A 16,667-nucleotide genomic window follows, 5' to 3' on the forward strand; every position below is an offset into this window, starting at 1 on the left:
TAGACGTCTCCGCCGTTGAGGTTGGCGAAGTGGGGGGCGGGGACGATGAAGCCGGCCTCGGCCAGGGGGCGGATGATCGCCAGTGACTTCTGCGGGCTGGGTCGGACTGTGCCGAGGCGGACGGGCCGAGGGACTCCACCGGGAACAGAACCTGCCCCTGGCCGCCCACCTGCGCTGACCGAGCCGACCGTGCCCGTTCCTGGGAGGAACGCCATGAAGAACGTACGGATACGGACACTCATCACCACCGCACTGGTCATCACCTTGACGAGCCTCGGCGTCAGTGCCGCCTCGGCGGCCGACAGCGCCGCGGCGAGCTGCACCGGCGCCCCGCGCGCAGGGGCCCCGGTTGAACGAGCGACGGCCGCACCGGTCACCGTGTGGCTGGCCGGAGACTCGACCATGGCCAACCCTGGCGCCGGGCGCTGCCCGGTCGGCTGGGGCAGCCAGTTCGACGCCCTGTTCAACACCGACGTGACCGTCAGGAACCAGGCCGTGGGAGGCCGCAGCATCCAGACCTGGCTGTACGAGGGGAACGTGAGCAGCGCCAAGGGGTCGGACGGCGAGTGCCGCCTCACGTCCAGCACGTACTCCTCACGCTGGCAGGCGATGCTGAACACGAGCACCGGGATGAAGGCAGGCGACTACCTGTTCATCCAGTTCGGGATCAACGACTCGTCCTCGACCTGCCCTCGGCACGTCGGCTCGACCCGGTACCGGCAGCTGATGACCATGATGGTGCAGGCCGCTCTCGCCCGCGGGGCGCATCCGGTGCTGCTCACCCCGGTGGCGGCCATCACCTGTTCCGGCGGTACGGCGACGAAGAACCGCGGCTTCGTCAACGAGACCTTCGCCGTCGGATCCGCGACCGGAGCGGCGGTCGTCGATCTGCAGTCGCTGAGTGTCTCGCTCTACAACAGCCTGCGTTTTTGCCCGAACAACGGCGACTATGGATCAGGCCCTGTCGGTGCCTTCTTCTGCAACGACCACACCCACTTCGAGACCTATGGCGCGCAGCGGATCGCCGGGCTCGTCGCCGGCGACGTGCGCCGGCAAAACCTCTCGCTGGCCGCGTATCTCCACTGAGAAGGTGTTACGCGAGTGTGGCTGCTGGCATGGCTCATGGGTTGTTGCCCTGCTGTTCCATCCGGCGAGGGCGAGGGCGAGGGCGAGGGCGAGGGCGAGGGCGAGGGCGAGGGCGAGCTCGTGCAAGGTGGCGACGGCTTGGACGGCTTGGACGGCTTGGACGGCCGGGTGAAGGCCGTCTCCTTGTCTGACGACAGCCGCGAAAGATCTTCCCGTTCTCCATCCGGGCGAAGGTGTGCTCGCCGCGTGCTCGCACACGCCGGTGCGGCGTTGTCCTCCTCCTGACCGCGAGGGAGGGGCCGTCCGGCACAACACTCGCCGAGGTTGGGCTCAACCCGCTCTACGGATGTGGTCGGGCCACATGTAGGGGGGCGTCATCGCCGATCACGATGCCGAAGACGTCGTCCGTTTCAGCTGCGTACCTCTTCGGCGCGTACGGTCCGGGTCTGTGGCGGGATGCTGGGTGCGCCGATTGTGTGGTCCAGGTCAGCCCGTCGAGGATGTGCAGCCGGTCGGGGAGGATTCGCTGGATGAAGGCACGGGTGACGAAAGGGGAGCGGTTGCTGGAGCCGTCGAAGTGGTCGCCCACGGCGTAGTCGGTGGGTACTGCGGGTTGAGGGGCGTTGCGCGCATGCTCAGCCACGTGTCGGGGCTGTCACCGCTCCGCCGGCACACGGCCCATCCGTCGGCGCCGGGGTGATCCAGCCGGCGGCGCCCCTCCAGCTCGACGACGAGCATGGCGTGCGTTGCCGGAAGGACCGTGCTGGAGCCTGTCCGGGCTCGGCCGGAGACGGCGGTGAAGCGGTAGCCCAGGGCCTCCAGGGCGGCGGTGAGGAGAGTCACGTGCTCGTACCGCGCCCCCGGTGCAACAGCTTGTCCTGGAGGGTTGCCAGGTCCAGCGCCACGTGGGCCGTGCAGGATGGCGTCGAGGTTCTCCCAGCCCAGGGAGAGGACGTGCGCCCGCTGCAGGGTACGCAGGGCGCCCAGGCTCGGTGCGGTTGCGCAGGCGACGAAGGGCCCGAGAGCCGGAGGAGGACGCGTCCGCGCTTGCGCGGTGCAGGCGATGTGGACGATGGCCTCCAGGATCTGCCGTTCGCTGCGGGGGCGGCCGCCGGTGTGTGACGGGCGGGCAGCACTGCGGAGGAGGGTCTGCCAGGCGTCGTCGCTGATCCGCGGTTGCCACCGGCATTTCGCCGGCCAGTGGCCTGAACGCTCCGCTCATACGGCTGATGTGTCAATCCCTGCCGTTAGGGACTACCGGCTACGCATGTGCGCAGCTGCGTAAAAACTTGGACCGAAACCCCTGCTGTGAGGGATTCTGATCGTCTCCCTGGGAATTTCCCCTCTCGGTAGGGAATGGTCGAGCGTTGCCCCCGGTTTACTATTCGGCGCTGGCACGGCTTAACGGAATGGGCTGCATCAGCGTTGCCGGACTCTCCTGGGGGTGGTTCCCCAGGGAGTCCGGTGTTGAGCTGCGCGAACACTTGTCTCGTCCAGGGGTGCCCGTCGCTTGCGGTGATTGGGTGCGGCAGCAGCGCAGCCTCAAGGGCGAGTCTTCCGTAGTACGGGTGAGCAACCGTCAGGACTCTCAACCCTGCAACTCTTGTTATATGCAGCTGGATTACTGTTCCTCAGCGTGCATGCCGTACTCTCTTGCGCTGAGCCGATAGTGGATCTCTCCAGATCGCCTCTCGTTTTGATGCAGCCATTCCGTTTATGCGGTACGGGCTTCGGACCTAAACCAGCCGAAGTTCTCCGTGTCAGAAGTGGAGGGTGTCGCGATGAATGCGAACCTCACGATCTTGCTCATCTGCCTCGCGGTCTTGGCCGCGGCCTGCTATGCCATGCGGCGCCTGTCCAGCACGCCCGCGCGGGTTGTCGCCGTCATCTTCGCTCTGGCCACGCTGGTCGGTGCCCTCAAGCCGATCGTCGCGCTGCTGAGTGAGCCGCTGCGAGCACCGGCCGAGACGGTTGCTCCCTCCATGCCGATCACGGCGGGTGCCGAACAGAACGTGAGGCTGACGACCACGGCCCCGTCCACCGCCAGCGGTCTGTGACGGCGGCAGTCGGCGTCGAGGAGACGCCTTCTCAGCATGCCGGTCGACCACCGATATTCCGTGATGTGCGAAGTCGTAGCGCATACCGGACGGTGGTAGCCCTCTTCGAGGACTACGCGTTGTCGGAAGAGACGCTCATGGCCATCGCCCACCGCACTGTGGTGCGGAGCGGCAAGCGGGACAAGATGTGGGCCACCCGGCCGGCCAATGTCCATTTCCTGCATAGGGGTTGTGTACGGGAAGACTTCCCGAACGGCGCGACGCGACTCTGGGGCCCGGGCATGGTGCTCGGGGACTGGACTGCAGAAGTTGAGATCTCTGAAGCGCCGCTCGTAACCACCTTGTCGGCCTGCGGAGGCACGAGGCTGTCCATCACCGTGAGAGATGTACGGATGGTCGCCGCGGAGCATCCCGACTTCCTCCTGGCCCTCGCGCAGATGACCGCCCGTCGTCTGCGGGCGGCAGAGACGGTGTACGGCGTCAGCCGACGGCCCCCTGTGCCGCGGGTGGCTCAACTCCTGTTGTATCTCTCTGAGACCAGCGACGACTGGCTCCGTATGCCTGACGAGGGTGGAAGCGTGGTGATGCGGCACTACCCGAACGGCATCGTCGAAGGCCCGACCCAGGCCGACATGGCAGATGCCCTGGGGCTTGGCCTGGCAACAGTGGAGAACGCCCTTGCTGCTCTTCGGGATCGCGGCGTTCTGTTCAAGCAGGAACCAGGAAGCCGTCGTATCAATCGTCTCTACGAGATCGCCGATGCCGATCTCCTTCGAGTAGTAGCTCACGGAGGGTGACCGCAGCCGAAGGCCCGCACCGTTGAAGGTGCGGGCCTTCGGCTGCGAGTAGACCGCCCGACATCAGCAGCCTGGTCGTCTCCATCCAGTGTGAGCAAGGAGGAGGTCATCCGGCGGCTGCCGGCCCATCATGCCGAGCAGACGAGACGGGCCGCCGCTCGCACCGCACCCGCCGCTGCCCCTGGCTGCTCGGCCGAGTCGTTGAACGTGCTGTTCGGGACGGTCCGCTGATGACCATGATGCTGGAGATGAGGAGGTGGGGCCGACTGGCCGCCGAGCCCTCCGCCCCGGCCTGCGACAGCAACGGCCGCAGTTCGGCTTGGCCTGCTGCTGGACTGGCTGGCAGATGAGCCCGACGCCACCTGGCAGGAACGGCTGGCCAGTGGCGCCGACGACGGCGCCAACTGGCGGGAGATCCAACTGCGTTGGATGCGTAGCCCGGACGCGAAATCCCCTGGCACCAGGAGTCCTTCTTCCGGTCGGCGCCCCCCCCCGCTCGTTGCGCCGACCTCGTCCGGCCTTCACTGCTCTGGTTGATCGCCTCGGCGCTTCGCAGCAGCGCGCTCGGGCCACCACTGGTTGAGGTGGTCGGCGACCGGTGCGGCGAAGTCGCCAGTGGTGGCCAGGCTGATACCGACATCTTCGGCCATTTTCGGCCCTGGCTCGCTTGGACCCCGTGCTGTCTCCGGCGAGGACGAGGGTGATCTTCCAGGAGACGCTTTGCGTATTTGCGGCGGACCTTGCTCTGGGCAGAAATCTCGATGGTCCCTGGGCGCCGTCCAGGGACGGCGGATGTCGTGGAGTCCGCAGTGGACTGCGGGTACGGCGCTGACGCGCAACGTGTGGCGCTGACCTCGCCGTGCGGTGATGTCATGGTCGAGCGCAGCAGGTCGGGACGGCGCCGGCCGGGCCGACACGACGCTGCACCGCCTTGATGCTGGTGCAATCCCGCCGATCGGGACGGCCGGATTGCGGACCGTCTCGAACCAGCAGCAAGGTCACCTCGGACAGCTCGTGCGCAGAACCGTGGCCAAGTAAATGCCGGTCCGCGCGCGCCCGCAGTCACGCCGTTGTGGGGGAGTGCATCAGGGGAACTGCGTCACGCCTGGGCCGGAGGTGCGACCTGGACGGTGGCGCCGAGCGCGGCTTGCTGCAGCGCCGTTACGCGCTCGATTACGAGCCCCAGCATCACGGCCGCCGCGATCATGAACGCCTGCGCCATGACAAGGAAGGTCATCGACCCCGGGGCCACCCGGCCCCCCGCCACGAGCACTGCCACGTGCGCGATCCAGGCGATCCACCACAGGTTCACCAGTGTCGTGTCTCGCTTGTGCTCCCATGACGCGGAACTCGCGCGCCCGATGTCGAGGACGAACTGGCGCGGAACGAAGAAGTTGACCACCGGAATGAACCAGGCCCCAATCGTCCAGCCCCGGCTCGGCAGCGAGACCCCGGGGGACAGCGCCTGTGCGTTGCCCCGGGACCGGGCGAGCCACACGAGGAACAACGCGATCGCAAGCGCCATCAGGTAGGCGAAGATCATGGAGACGATGCCCGACTTGTGCAGGGACGCCCCCGTGGGGTGCAGGTAGTGGTCCCGGACGGCCGCCGCGCGGAATGCATCGGCCACGGCGGCCACCGCTATCGCCGCCTGCGCACAGCGGGCAACCGTCCAGGAAGCTTTGCGGGGGGTGCTCGTCATCGTCTTCGGCCTGTCTTGGGGGCGTGTGTCGCCGCAGCGGACGCTGGGGTGGAGTGAGCATAGATCTACTCCCCGCTCGTGCGTACGGCTTCGGCTGGGGCCCCAGGCCGGTCCGGGTGATCTTGCCCAAGGCGACCTCGAGAACGATCAGCCCCAGTGGGCCTCACCGGCATGTCAAGGAGCGGCCCGTGCTGTGCCCCGATGGGATGGTTTGGCGGGCCGTCGGCCGATCGCGCGTGCGGAGTCGGCGAACACTGGTCGGGGGGTGGCGCGGGCCATCTGGGAAAGAGGGACAGCATGGCCGACGGCACGGTTCTGGTGGCGGTGGCGGAGCATCCGGAGGACGGGGGCGCCATCGCAGGGCAACTGGCGCGCATTGCCGAGGGGATGCGGGAGCGAGGCTTACACATCCGCTGGGTGCTGAGCGCCTGTGAGGCCGAGGCGGTACTCAGGACGGAGGCCGGTTTGGCCGCCGCGGTGGTCGCTTGGGATCTTCCGCCCGGAGCCGAGGACGGGCCGGGCGGCGCGACCGTGCTGCGCCTGATCGGGCACCGGTTCCACAACCTTCCGGTGTTCCTGGTCATGGCCGACGAGGGTCTGCGTGAACTGCCACTGTGGGTGTCGCAGTCGGTGGTGGGCTATGTGTGGCCGCTGGAGGACACACCGGCATTCATCGCGGGGCGGATCACCACAGCCGCTCGCGCCTACCAGGACGCACTGCTTCCGCCGTTCTTCAAGGCGCTTCGGCGCTTCGACGACGCGCATGAGTACTCATGGCACACCCCTGCGCACTCCGGCGGTGTCGCTTTCCTCAAGTCACCCGTGGGCCGGGCGTTCCACGACTACTTCGGGGAGCGGCTGCTGCGCAGCGACCTGTCGATCTCGGTGGAGGAGCTCGGCTCGCTGTTCGAGCACACCGGGCCGATCGGAGAGGCGGAGCGCAACGCCGCGCGCGTCTTCGGCTCCGACCACACGTACTTCGTTCTGCACGGCGACTCCACCTGCAACCGTCTGGTCGGCCACTTCAGCGTGACCCGCGACGAAATCGCCCTGGTGGACCGCAACTGCCACAAGTCGGTCCTGCACGGCCTGGTCGTCTCCGGCGCCCGGCCGGTGTATCTGGTCCCCACCCGCAACGGCTATGGCCTCGCCGGACCGCTGCCGCCGGCCGAGATCGCGGCGGACTCGGTGGCTGCGCGGATCGCGGAGAGCCCCCTCACGAGGGACGCGGTGTCGTCGAGTGCCCAGTACGCGGTGTTCACCAACTCCACGTACGACGGGCTGTGTTATGACGCGGTGACGGCGGCCCGGGCCTTCGCGGCCGGCACGCCCCGGCTGCACTTCGACGAGGCGTGGTTCGCATACGCCCGCTTTCACCCGCTCTACGCGGGGCGCTACGGCATGTCGGTGGACGAGGAGGCCTTCCCCGGCCCCGATCGGCCGACGATCTTCGCAACCCAGTCCACCCACAAGCTGCTGGCGGCGTTGTCACAGGGCGCCATGGTCCACGTCCGGCCCGCCCCGCGGGCGTCGGTGGAGCACGACCGGTTCAACGAGGCGCTGATGATGCACGGCACGACATCGCCGCTGTATCCGATGATCGCCTCGCTGGACGTGGCCACGGCGATGATGGACGGTCCGCAAGGGCAGTGGCTGGTCGACGAGGCGGTGTCGGAGGCTGTCCGGTTCCGCCAGGAGATGGTGCGGATCGGGCGGCGGATCGAGGCCGCCGGGGACCGGCCGCCTTGGTTCTTCGGGGTATGGCAGCCGGCTGAGGTGACTGACCCGGCGAGCGGGGCGCTGCTGCCGTTCGACGAGGCCCCGGCGGACCTCTTGCGGTCGGAACCGTCCTGCTGGCACCTCGCACCCGACGCGGACTGGCACGGCTTCCCTGGTCTGACCGACGGCTACTGCATGCTCGACCCGATCAAGGTCACCCTGACCTGCCCCGGGCTCGGAGCGACCGGTGTGATGTCCGACTGGGGCATCCCGGCGCGGGTGCTCACCGCCTATCTGACCACGCGCGGCATCGTCGTGGAGAAGACCGACAGCTACACCACGCTGGTGCTGTTCTCCATGGGCATCACCAAGGGCAAGTGGGGCACGCTGCTGGACGCCCTGATGGACTTCAAGGATCTCTACGACGGGAATGCCCGGCTGGACCGTGTGCTGCCCACGCTGATCGCCGAGCACCCTCGGCGCTACTCCGGGCTGACGCTGCGCGACCTTTGCCAGGAGATGCACGATCACTTGCGCGAGGCCCGCCTGGTCGAACTGCTCGACATGGCCTTCCAGCAACTCCCGGAGCCTGTCGCCCCGCCCCAGCTGTGCTACCAGCGCCTGATCCGCGGCGGCACGGAGCGGATCCGCCTGACGGACGCACCGGGTCGGGTCGCCGCCGCGATGGTCACAGTGACGCCGCCCGGCATCCCGGTCCTCATGCCGGGTGAGAGCGTCGGAGAGGAAGACGGCCCTCTCCTGCGCTACCTCAGCGCCCTGGAGTCCTTCGACCGCCACTTCCCCGGCTTCGGCAGCGAGACGCACGGGGTGACCCGTGCCCCCGACACCGGCGACTACCTGATCGAGTGCTTGCGTCCGGACGAGCAGAAGGGGCTCGCCGGTGCCACGACGCCGGCCCAGCGGCGGGCGGCGGAGGGCGCCAGGTCGGCGCTCTGAGCGGGAGGGGCGCGGATGGGGTGACGGTGCGGCGCCATCCTTACGCGGTTCGGGCCCTGGCCAGAGCCCGCTGACGTACGGCCACGATGGCACGGCACACGCCGGCAACGCCACGCCGCCGAAGTCGACACTGCAGCGCGCTGGCGTCGGCGTCCTGGTGTTGAACGCACCCGCGGGGTGTGAGACCTCGCGGAGCCGACGGGCAGTCGGAAGCCGTCCGGAAACGGAGCGGGCAACTCGTCGCCACCCGGAGGCGGCTGCCCGTGCCGCCGCCTCCGGCGTGCAGCGGAGCGTCAGCACCTTTGTCACAGCCATGCGCGACGCTTGGTGGCGAAGCCCCTCTCATCAGGAATCTTGGCGGCGCGGCAGCGTTCGCGGTCGTCCGTCCAGGACTTGGGCAGATATAGCTCGCGGTCCACCAGGGCGCGTGCGCTGGTGGTGGCGTAGGCGGCGAAGACGCCGATCTGACAGTTCTCGGTGCGGCCGGCGGTGCCAGAGTGCTGGCGCTGCACCCCCGCGGAGGTGGTGCCCTTCTTGATGAAGCCAGTGTCGTCGAGGACGAGGACTCCGTCGGCCTCGCCGAGCTTGTCGGCAACGTATGTCTGCAGGTCGTCGCGGACGTCTTCGGCGTTCCAGGTGGCTCCGTTCAGCAGCCGTTGCGGGCCGTCAGGGGTGCGGTGGCCTGCGTGTTCGGCCAGTTGCCAGCCGTTTTTGCGGCCGACCGGGCCGAGCAGGGCGCGGACGTAGTCACGCGTGCGGCCGTCGCAGGTCGGCGCGGCCGAAACGGTGACCAATGCCAATGCGCAGGAAGAGGTCGTCGAGTTCACGGTCCCAGGTCGCGTCGGCAAGGTCGTCGATCACGTGGGGAGGCTGCCGTCATCACCGCGCAGACAGTTCTCGATGTCATTCGTTGGAGGGGCGGTCCTGCAAGACCGCCCCTGACATGCCAGCAGCCAACTGCACTCCCGGCGATGCCTCTGACCCAGCCGGACTCTCGAAGCAAGGCCCAGGAGACTCGCCGGCCTGCTCGGATCCATCCCGGCTGCCGTACCGCCCGGGCGCCACTGCCTGGCCTGTTCCAAACATCCGTACAGCTCATGGCAGGCTCCCGTCCTCATCACCTGAACATCACGGTGACGATGAAGGGAAGTGCACCAGTGAGCATGGCGAGGAGTGTGGAGGCGAGCGTCTGGCCGTTCACGGCGGTGTTGGGACTGGAGATGATGTAGGACAGCAGGTCGTTCACTCGGGCGTCCTCCTCCGAGATATCGGAGGCGAGCCGAGGTGCCCTGGGCGGAAGCGCTTCCTCCAGGCGCTGGATGGAGACGGCTCTCGCCTGCTCAACGATCCACGAGAGGCGCCACTGCGAGTAGAGGCCGAAAAGCGCGACGGCGACCATGAACGCCCCCGCCAGGGTCCACTTGACGGCGATGAGCAGACCGTCGCCCGGGTCTATTCGGGAGGCGTAGACGACGGGGACGAAGGCGAGGCACAAGCCTGCCGCTGCCATCAGCGTGACGAACCGATACCAGCGGGCGACCCGCTCGAGACCGATGGTCCGCGACGGTGCGAACCACAAGAGCTTGACGTTCCGCGGGTTGGTCACGATGCGTGCCAACCGGATGGCGCGGATCATCCAGTAGTTGCTGTTGGCCGCTGCGGCACCGGTCACCACGACCACCATGTAGGAGGCGACGTCGACGTAGAGGTGGGGTGTGGTTCCCAGCGCGTGTTGAACGCCGAACATGACAGCGACAGCCCCTACGGCGCCAATGACGACGTACCGCGACTGGCGTTTCGCAGAGATCCCGCGGTCGATCCAGGCGTGGACCGCTGTGCGGCCGGTCGGGGTGAGCATGCGGTCCAGGGAGTCACGCATCGCGTGGAAGCCTCGACAGCCCACCCACTGGCCGAGGACCACACAGACGTTGACCAGTGTGTAGTACAGGAGCCACATGCCGTAGGCCTGGAACTTCGGCATGGTGGTGGAGAAGAAGACCAGGTGCACGCCGGCAGCGACGTACGGCAGCCCGACCGCTACGGCGAAGGGCCAGCAGTGCCTTGCTTGCCATGTAGCCGTGGTCCCCGAAGCCCGGACACCAGTCATGCGCAGCACCACGACCCGCGCCATGTCCGCCGCGTAGCGATCGTGGAGGTCCCCCTGGCTCGGCACGTCAGCCTCCGACACTCATCGGACTGCCATATCAGCGGCGATCAAGCGTCGCAGTCTGCGTGATACCGCAAGGGCAGAAGCGAACCGCGAGGCCATCAACGTCTATGCGGCTGTACGACGATATCTGTAGGGCTTCCGCGAGGCGGGGCAACGGCATCTCGACACCGACCGCCTGCCGCTGTCTGCCCGAGGGGTTGACCGTCCTGGCCGCCCATGAGCCCCGCGCCGCGCTGCGTTGGGCCCGCGGTCAGTTCTGCTCGCGGACAAGGTGGACCAGCGTGGACGCGAGGTCGTCTGCGGCCAGGTGCAGGGGCAGGCCGTGGGTGAGCAGGACGGCACCGTGGTGCACCGCGCCGGTGGCGGTGTCGCGGTAGCGGGCCGCGGGGTCCAGGGCGCGCAGGGTAGGGCGGGATCGTGGTGGCCGAAGTGCCGTGAGCGTCGCAGAGCGATCACGGCGCACTCCCTGCGGTCGGGCGCCAGGAACCGTACGGCGCTTGGCTCGGGCGGATGTGATCCCAACGCGACACCGGGGACTCCTCGGTCGTACCCTCCGCCGTACAAAGCTCGGGTGTGGCCTTCGGGGCTCCGGTGGACGTGATGCTTCGGTACGCCGTACGTCAGCCACGTGTCCGACCGCTCGCTCTCGGGGAGCCGGTCCATGAGGGCGTCGGCGGCCTCGAGCGCGGCGCGGGCCTGCTCGCGCCGGTGGTTGAGGGCGTAGGCGCGGGCGGCGACCGCGGCAGCCAGCGTCGCCGCGGCGGTCGGCCGGTGCCGGCGACGTGACAGGCCCCGTTCGGCGAGGCCGGCCGCAGCTTTCGGGGCGCCGTAGTTGAGCGGGACCATTGCCTCCCGGGCGAGTACGCATGCGTGCAGCTGGTCGTCGCCGGATTCGGCGGCGGCCCGGGCGGCCGTGGCGAACAACCAGCGCCGGTGGCGCTACGCTGCTGTGCCGTGAAGGAGACGCGTCTCGACACTGCTCGGATCCGGGCAGCTCGCCGGGTGATCGACCCGGTCTTTCTCGACACTCCGCTGTACCGCTGCGAGGCGCTGGAGCCCGGCCTTGGGTGCACGGTGAGCATCAAGCTCGAAACGGCGAACCCGGTCCGCAGCTTCAAGGCCCGTGGCACCGAGGTAGTCGCGAGCCTGCTCGCCGACAATGCCTCGCGAGCCGCGGTGTGCGCGAGCGCGGGCAACCTCGGCCAAGCCCTCGCGTGGTCCGGCCGCGGCCGGGGGCTGGACGTCACCGTCGTGGCATCCCGCTTTGCGACTCGGGCCAAGCTTGATCGCATCCGCGCATTGGACGCCGTGTTGGAGCTGGTGGACGGCGACCACGAGATGGCCCGCGAGCGGGCGGCGGCCATCGCACGGTACGACGGCATCCGGCTGGTCGAAGACAGCCTGGACATCGAGACCTGCGAGGGCGCGGCGACCATCGGCCTGGAACTGGTGGACACCGCGCCGTCGTTCGACACCGTCCTGATTGCTCTCGGTGGCGGGGCGCTGGCCACCGGCGTGGGGCATGTGGTGAAGGCATTGGCACCCGAAGTCGAGGTGATCTGCGTCCAGCCGCTGGGCGCACCGGCGCTGACACACTCGTGGCGCCAGCGGCGTGTCGTCACCACCGACTCGACCAACACCATTGCTGACGGCGTCGCCGGCCGGTGTCCCATCCCGGCTGTCCTGGACGACCTCCTCCTGGTCGCTGACGACGCCGTCCTGGTCCAGGAGGCGTCGATCATCGCCGGTATGCGGATGCTCCTTGACCACGCCGGCCTCGTCGTCGAACCTTCGGCCGCGCTCGGCATCGCTGCGATCCTCGAAGACCGTGACCGCTTCGACGGCCGGCACGTCGTCACCATCGTGTGCGGCAGCAACGTCGACGTAGACGCCTACCACCAATGGGTCGGCGCGGCTCCCATCCACAGGTCTTGACAATTCCTCGGGCCGCCTGCGCCTGGGCGCTTGACCACCAACAGGCACACCGTCGGCTCGCGCTTTTTGCACTATTCAGCAGCCAGGTCGCCGTCCGAATCACGCGACAACGGCGGGCTGTGGCAGACGATCTACACCCAGCCGACCTCTCTGGCGGGGCGCCGGCGCCCCGTCATGACCATCGCCTGCGACGTTTTCCTCGCGGCCCACGCGAACTCGGCTGCTGCGCGGCTGCGAGGAGGTCAGCGATGCTCTTCATGACGCGCGGTCCGACGTCGGAGGCGTTCGGCCGAAGCGCATACTCAACCTCGCTCAGGAGGCTTACCGCCTCGTCCGTCTGTTTGGCGGCGACCAATGCGGCAGCGAGTCTGAAGCTGGCAAGGGCGCGGCCACGTCGGTCCGCGAGTTCCTCCCAGATGGCAACGGCTTCGCGGTGGGCGTCCACGGATTTGGCTCCCTGCCGTGTCTTGAACAAGGCGTAACCCAGATCGTCCAGGACCTCCGCGAGGAGCAGTAGCCGCCCGTCGCCGCGGCAGCGAGATGCCGCCTCGTTGAGCACGCTCACGCCTTCCTCCACGCGACTGCAGTTGACGAGGCTGTTGCCCCAGAGAGCCAATGCCTCCAACGGGTGCGGGCGGGGACCCCCACGCTCGTCCACGATGTCTCGGAGCGTGGCCTCTACGTCGATGCGTCGGTCCTGCTGATCGACTGCTGTTACCAGAGCGTTCAACGCGTCGAGTTCAGCGTTTACATGATTCACACCTAAAGCGGCCAGGAAGTTCGCACGGGACGCGGTGTTCCACAGCACTGTAAGAGCTACGGCCTCGTTCTCTGATGCTTCGAGGTCCCTCTGCAGCATCGCCCCTTGGCGGAGCGCCGAGCAAGCCTCCAAGAAGCGATGGGCACGAGCCAGTGCGACGCCCCGGCGGTGCAGGGATTCGGCCCATGGGACCTGGTACTCGGGGCGCACAGGGCCCCGGGTCATGAGGTCGTACCACTGGCCGTCAGCCACGTAGATTTCACTCGCCGCTTGATGAGCGGCAGCGGCTTGCGTGTGGAGATGGGCGCCGAGCTGAGCGGTGGCGCGCCGGCCGTGCACGGTGGCCAGGAGGTAGCGGAAGCCCACGGGATCTCCAAGCAGCACTCGGTACCGCCCGCGGGCATCGGTCCGCTCCTCCTCGGGCGGACACTGGATCAGCTGTTCGTATGCAGCTTCTGCCTTGCCGAATACGGCATCAGCTTCCTCGAAGCGCCCGAGCTCTCTCAGGACCTCCCCAGAACCCATCAAGGCCCAGGCCAGCGCGTTACGGTCACCGAGGGCCCCGGCAGCCGTGACGCAAAGATTCACCAGGGCGAGTGTCTCGTACGGGCGATTTGCGGAGGCCAGGTGCCGCAAGACCGAGCGTGCGGTCGAGAGGGTGCGGGGGTTGCCGGGCTCGGCGGCGCCAAGGAGCACGGCCACCAAGTTCTCCAAGTCCTTGGTCACCAGTAGGTTTTCGTACCCGATTCCGCCTGTGCCGCCCTGCCTCCCATGGGCCTCCTCCTCGCACACGGCGAGAAGCGCGGCCTCATGTTCGTACGCCTCCAAGAGGTAAGAGACCCCCGACGAGTGCTGACCGGCGCTCCCAAGTTCGTCACGCTGCCGCAGATATTCGTGGACCAGCGGATGCATCACGTACCGGAATTCCCCTCCCGGGCCGTTTAACGGCGTGACCAGACCGGCCCGGACGAACATGGGGATACAGGCGGGCAGGGCGGTCAACGTTCCGCCCCATGCGCTCAGCTGGATGCGGCCGTGATCAGGGCCAGGGTGCCGAGCCATACGCACGGCCATACCGGCCTCGAACTCAGGTAGGCACCTGAGGACCAGGTCGACGCTCGCGCGCACCGCTGCCCGGGCCCTCGGCTCCGCCAGAGCGGACGCGCGGCTGCGGGCTGTAGCGCGCCCGGCCGCGCACCTGTCCAAAGCCGCAGCGCCGGCGACCAGTTCTGCGGCCAGCGGTATGCCACCGCATATCCGGGCCAGGTTGGCAACCTCCTCAGGAGAGAGACGAAACTGACCGGTACGCGCGGCAACAGCAGTGATCAACTCTTCCGTACGTATGGACGACAGCGCGGTCAGCTCGACGGCGGTCAGAGAGCTGCAAGCAGGTCGGGTGCGTGTGGTCACGAGCAGCCGGTGACCAGTCTCGGGTGGTAGCAGCCTCTCCGCTGCCGCCACTTCGTCGAGGTCGTCGAAGACGAACAGGACTCGCCTGCCAGCCGCCTCCTGCTGCATCAGCCACTTCCGCAGGAAGGCTGACTGTTCCCGCTCGGTGAGCTCCCCACGGTGGGGCAGAAGCTGCATGGCCCGTAGGATCGCACTGGTCGCCTGGGCCATCGTCATGTGTCCCTCGTCGCAACTCCCACGAGCCTCCAGAAAAAGAGCTCCGCCGTTAAACCAGTTGCGGCGTTCAAGAGCGAGGCAGGCGACAACACGAGCCAGCACCGTCTTGCCCACGCCGTCGGGACCCTGCAACAGAGCGCCGAGGAGCGTCGAATCCGGCGCCAGGAGATCCAGCAGCGTCGCCGTTTCATCGGCGCGCCCGATGAGGCCACCCTCCAACCCTGCTTCCTGACGCCGCAAGACGTGTACCCGCGGCTCCCCCCAGCGCTCTCTCACCCTTGGCCATCCCCTCGTTGTCCCCGGCCCCGGCTTCGCGGGAGTTCGCTATTCCGGCTGCGCCGGGGTCCGGTAGCTCACCCGAAACGGCCTGCCGTCGTCGTCTACGACTACCGTGCACGTCTCGCCTTGGCTGACCACCTCAAGCTCCAGGTGCCAGTCGACGCACTGACCGCCGGTGTAGGCCATAACCTCGAAAATCTCAGGTCCCGTCTGTGTCACCACGTACGGGAAGTCGGCAGAGCCCTGCGGCACGAGGCGGGGCTCGCTGATGTCGAGGTCGACGAGGAACTTCCGGTAGGGCAACGGTGCCTGCTGCGGACCTGTCTCAAGATGCAGCGCGGGCTGCCGACCGTCCACGACTACGTTGAGCAGCCGCAGCACGACCGCATGCGGCACGAGAGCCTCAACGCTCATTTTCACGTAGCCGCAGTGGACTTGGCCTCTCGTACCATCCTGCCTTACCAGGGCGAGTTCTTGGTGGGTGAAGACTGCTTGGACGGCGATCGGAGGCGCACCGCCCAGGACCACCTCCTGCCCCTTGCCGATACCCGACGTGACAAGTCCCTGCACTGCTCCAGCAATCGCCGCGCTCAGCCCTGCGACTACCGCCGCCCAGCCCAGGGCCGAGAGCGCAGGTACCCAGAACAGCAACGCAACGGCTCCCGCGACGAGCAACAGCAGAGCGAGGCGCACGACAAGTAGTCTGGTGCGCCGACCAGTTGGCCGTGAGCGGCTCACACGCAGCACGTTGACCACTGTGACACGAGACGAAGGCTCCGCTCCACACATCTGACCTTGCAGGACGGAAGGGATCTCCAACGGGCAATAGGCCAAGGAGTCGCCAACGGTGCGCTCCTGATGCCCGGCGACGTCGGCAATGAGGCTGCAGACCGAGTCGCCTGGGTACGGCGCCGGACTGCTGTGCTCTGGACCCAGCGCCAAGCTGGTCTGCAGCCACCGCCCCGCTTCGAGGTCGCCGGCCTGGACCCACTCGCGGAGGGACCGGGCGCCGACGCCCCGCGGTAGCTGGCGAGGCCGCTCTCTATGCTGACTGTCCCGCGGGAATTGGATGCCAGGAGGTGGCCTCGCCAGGGGCCTGTGCCCCGCTTGGGGCGGCTCGCCTGCACGGGCACTACCTTCAGGTTCAGCAGCTGGGCCGCGAACACGCAGGCCATTTGAATCGGCTGGGCTTGCGGCCTCACACGGGCATCGCGTACACGTGGCGGTTGCCCACCCATTCGCCCAGGCCCCATACCCAACCGCCCCTTCCGGGACGGGCCTCGTAACTCAAGTCCTCCGGACCGCGCGGTACACGCTACTGCGTTACGGGCGTTCCGACGCCCTGGGCCTCGAGCGACACAGCACTGAAGTAGCCCGGCTCGTTACCGTCGCTGACGGAGAGGTACAAAGTGGGTGCACGGGGTCGGCGGTCTCCCGTGTCTCATACAGGATGCGGTCGGCCCACACCTGCCGGGGCAGCACCTGGGCTTGATCCGCTTTGGCGGACATCCGAGATCAGGGGTTCTGCCCCGGGAGGATGTCCATCATGGAGAGCATGGGGAAGAAGAAGCCTCGGCCT

At 67.9% G+C, this 16,667-nt stretch carries 12 protein-coding genes and 3 pseudogenes; 5 read left to right on the forward strand and 10 right to left on the reverse strand.

Annotated features, from left to right (window positions below):
• Window positions 1-323 (reverse strand): annotated as a pseudogene (locus IG99_RS51115) (RICIN domain-containing protein); the annotation flags it as partial.
• On the opposite strand from IG99_RS51115, the gene IG99_RS41930 reads away from it, so the two are divergent.
• The gene (locus tag IG99_RS41930) at window positions 214-1,086 is read left to right on the forward strand and encodes a GDSL-type esterase/lipase family protein (protein ID WP_037684030.1); all 873 of its coding nucleotides are present in this window, start codon (window positions 214-216) and stop codon (window positions 1,084-1,086) included. The pseudogene IG99_RS51115 and the gene IG99_RS41930 sit on opposite strands and share 110 nt — an antisense overlap.
• Window positions 1,087-1,191: 105 nt before the next feature.
• Here the strand turns inward: IG99_RS41930 and IG99_RS51120 are convergent.
• Window positions 1,192-1,391, reverse strand: a pseudogene (locus IG99_RS51120) (IS5/IS1182 family transposase); the annotation flags it as partial.
• A 181-nt stretch (window positions 1,392-1,572) separates the two neighbouring features.
• Window positions 1,573-2,256 (reverse strand): arylamine N-acetyltransferase, encoded by a 684-nt coding sequence (locus tag IG99_RS52275; protein ID WP_078948234.1) that lies wholly within the window; start codon window positions 2,254-2,256, stop codon window positions 1,573-1,575.
• Between the two features lie 611 nt (window positions 2,257-2,867).
• On the opposite strand from IG99_RS52275, the gene IG99_RS41940 reads away from it, so the two are divergent.
• Both IG99_RS41940 and IG99_RS41945 read left to right on the forward strand, forming a co-directional pair.
• Entirely contained in the window at window positions 2,868-3,143 is a 276-nt protein-coding gene (locus tag IG99_RS41940) for a hypothetical protein (RefSeq protein WP_037684032.1), read from the forward strand.
• Between the two features lie 137 nt (window positions 3,144-3,280).
• Window positions 3,281-3,940, forward strand: coding sequence for a Crp/Fnr family transcriptional regulator (locus IG99_RS41945; RefSeq protein ID WP_158973358.1), 660 nt, complete (start codon window positions 3,281-3,283; stop codon window positions 3,938-3,940).
• 521 nt (window positions 3,941-4,461) lie between these two features.
• Here the strand turns inward: IG99_RS41945 and IG99_RS51550 are convergent.
• Both IG99_RS51550 and IG99_RS41950 read right to left on the reverse strand, forming a co-directional pair.
• A complete protein-coding gene (locus IG99_RS51550; protein WP_267882610.1) occupies window positions 4,462-4,590 on the reverse strand; it encodes a hypothetical protein in 129 nt (42 codons plus the stop codon).
• A gap of 449 nt (window positions 4,591-5,039) precedes the next feature.
• Window positions 5,040-5,642, reverse strand: coding sequence for a DUF4328 domain-containing protein (locus tag IG99_RS41950; RefSeq protein WP_037684038.1), 603 nt, complete (start codon window positions 5,640-5,642; stop codon window positions 5,040-5,042).
• A 297-nt stretch (window positions 5,643-5,939) separates the two neighbouring features.
• Here IG99_RS41950 and IG99_RS41955 point away from each other — a divergent pair, with 297 nt between their 5' ends.
• Complete coding sequence (locus IG99_RS41955; RefSeq protein WP_037684040.1) at window positions 5,940-8,318, forward strand: Orn/Lys/Arg family decarboxylase; 2,379 nt, start codon at window positions 5,940-5,942, stop codon at window positions 8,316-8,318.
• Between the two features lie 323 nt (window positions 8,319-8,641).
• Here the strand turns inward: IG99_RS41955 and IG99_RS41960 are convergent.
• The 3 genes and pseudogenes from IG99_RS41960 to IG99_RS51125 form a co-directional block, all read right to left on the reverse strand.
• Window positions 8,642-9,125: pseudogene (locus tag IG99_RS41960) on the reverse strand (IS701 family transposase); the annotation flags it as partial.
• Window positions 9,126-9,435: 310 nt separating this feature from the next.
• Window positions 9,436-10,491, reverse strand: coding sequence for a hypothetical protein (locus tag IG99_RS41965; RefSeq protein ID WP_037684043.1), 1,056 nt, complete (start codon window positions 10,489-10,491; stop codon window positions 9,436-9,438).
• Between the two features lie 247 nt (window positions 10,492-10,738).
• Window positions 10,739-10,951 (reverse strand): GH36 C-terminal domain-containing protein, encoded by a 213-nt coding sequence (locus IG99_RS51125; RefSeq protein WP_234312147.1) that lies wholly within the window; start codon window positions 10,949-10,951, stop codon window positions 10,739-10,741.
• Between the two features lie 491 nt (window positions 10,952-11,442).
• Between IG99_RS51125 and IG99_RS41970 the strand changes: the two genes are divergently transcribed.
• Window positions 11,443-12,423, forward strand: a complete 981-nt coding sequence (locus IG99_RS41970; RefSeq protein WP_037684045.1) for a threonine ammonia-lyase — start codon at window positions 11,443-11,445, stop codon at window positions 12,421-12,423.
• Between the two features lie 172 nt (window positions 12,424-12,595).
• On the opposite strand, the gene IG99_RS41975 is transcribed toward IG99_RS41970, so the two are convergent.
• Together IG99_RS41975 and IG99_RS49320 are read right to left on the reverse strand one after the other, a co-directional pair.
• Window positions 12,596-15,028, reverse strand: a complete 2,433-nt coding sequence (locus IG99_RS41975; RefSeq protein WP_037684048.1) for an ATP-binding protein — start codon at window positions 15,026-15,028, stop codon at window positions 12,596-12,598.
• Between the two features lie 105 nt (window positions 15,029-15,133).
• Window positions 15,134-15,781, reverse strand: coding sequence for a hypothetical protein (locus tag IG99_RS49320; protein WP_158973359.1), 648 nt, complete (start codon window positions 15,779-15,781; stop codon window positions 15,134-15,136).
• Between the last annotated feature and the right edge of the window lie 886 nt (window positions 15,782-16,667).

The organism is Streptomyces griseus subsp. griseus (assembly GCF_000720255.1).
GTDB lineage: Bacteria > Actinomycetota > Actinomycetes > Streptomycetales > Streptomycetaceae > Streptomyces > Streptomyces griseus_I.

Bases quoted from the DNA above. Each gene is read 5' to 3' on its own strand.
- IG99_RS41930 (WP_037684030.1), top strand. From the start codon at position 214: ATGAAGAACGTACGGATACGGACACTCATCACCACCGCACTGGTCATC.
- IG99_RS41940 (WP_037684032.1), top strand. From the start codon at position 2,868: ATGAATGCGAACCTCACGATCTTGCTCATCTGCCTCGCGGTCTTGGCC.
- IG99_RS41945 (WP_158973358.1), top strand. From the start codon at position 3,281: ATGGCCATCGCCCACCGCACTGTGGTGCGGAGCGGCAAGCGGGACAAG.
- IG99_RS51550 (WP_267882610.1), bottom strand. From the start codon at position 4,590: ATGGCCGAAGATGTCGGTATCAGCCTGGCCACCACTGGCGACTTCGCC.
- IG99_RS41950 (WP_037684038.1), bottom strand. From the start codon at position 5,642: ATGACGAGCACCCCCCGCAAAGCTTCCTGGACGGTTGCCCGCTGTGCG.
- IG99_RS41955 (WP_037684040.1), top strand. From the start codon at position 5,940: ATGGCCGACGGCACGGTTCTGGTGGCGGTGGCGGAGCATCCGGAGGAC.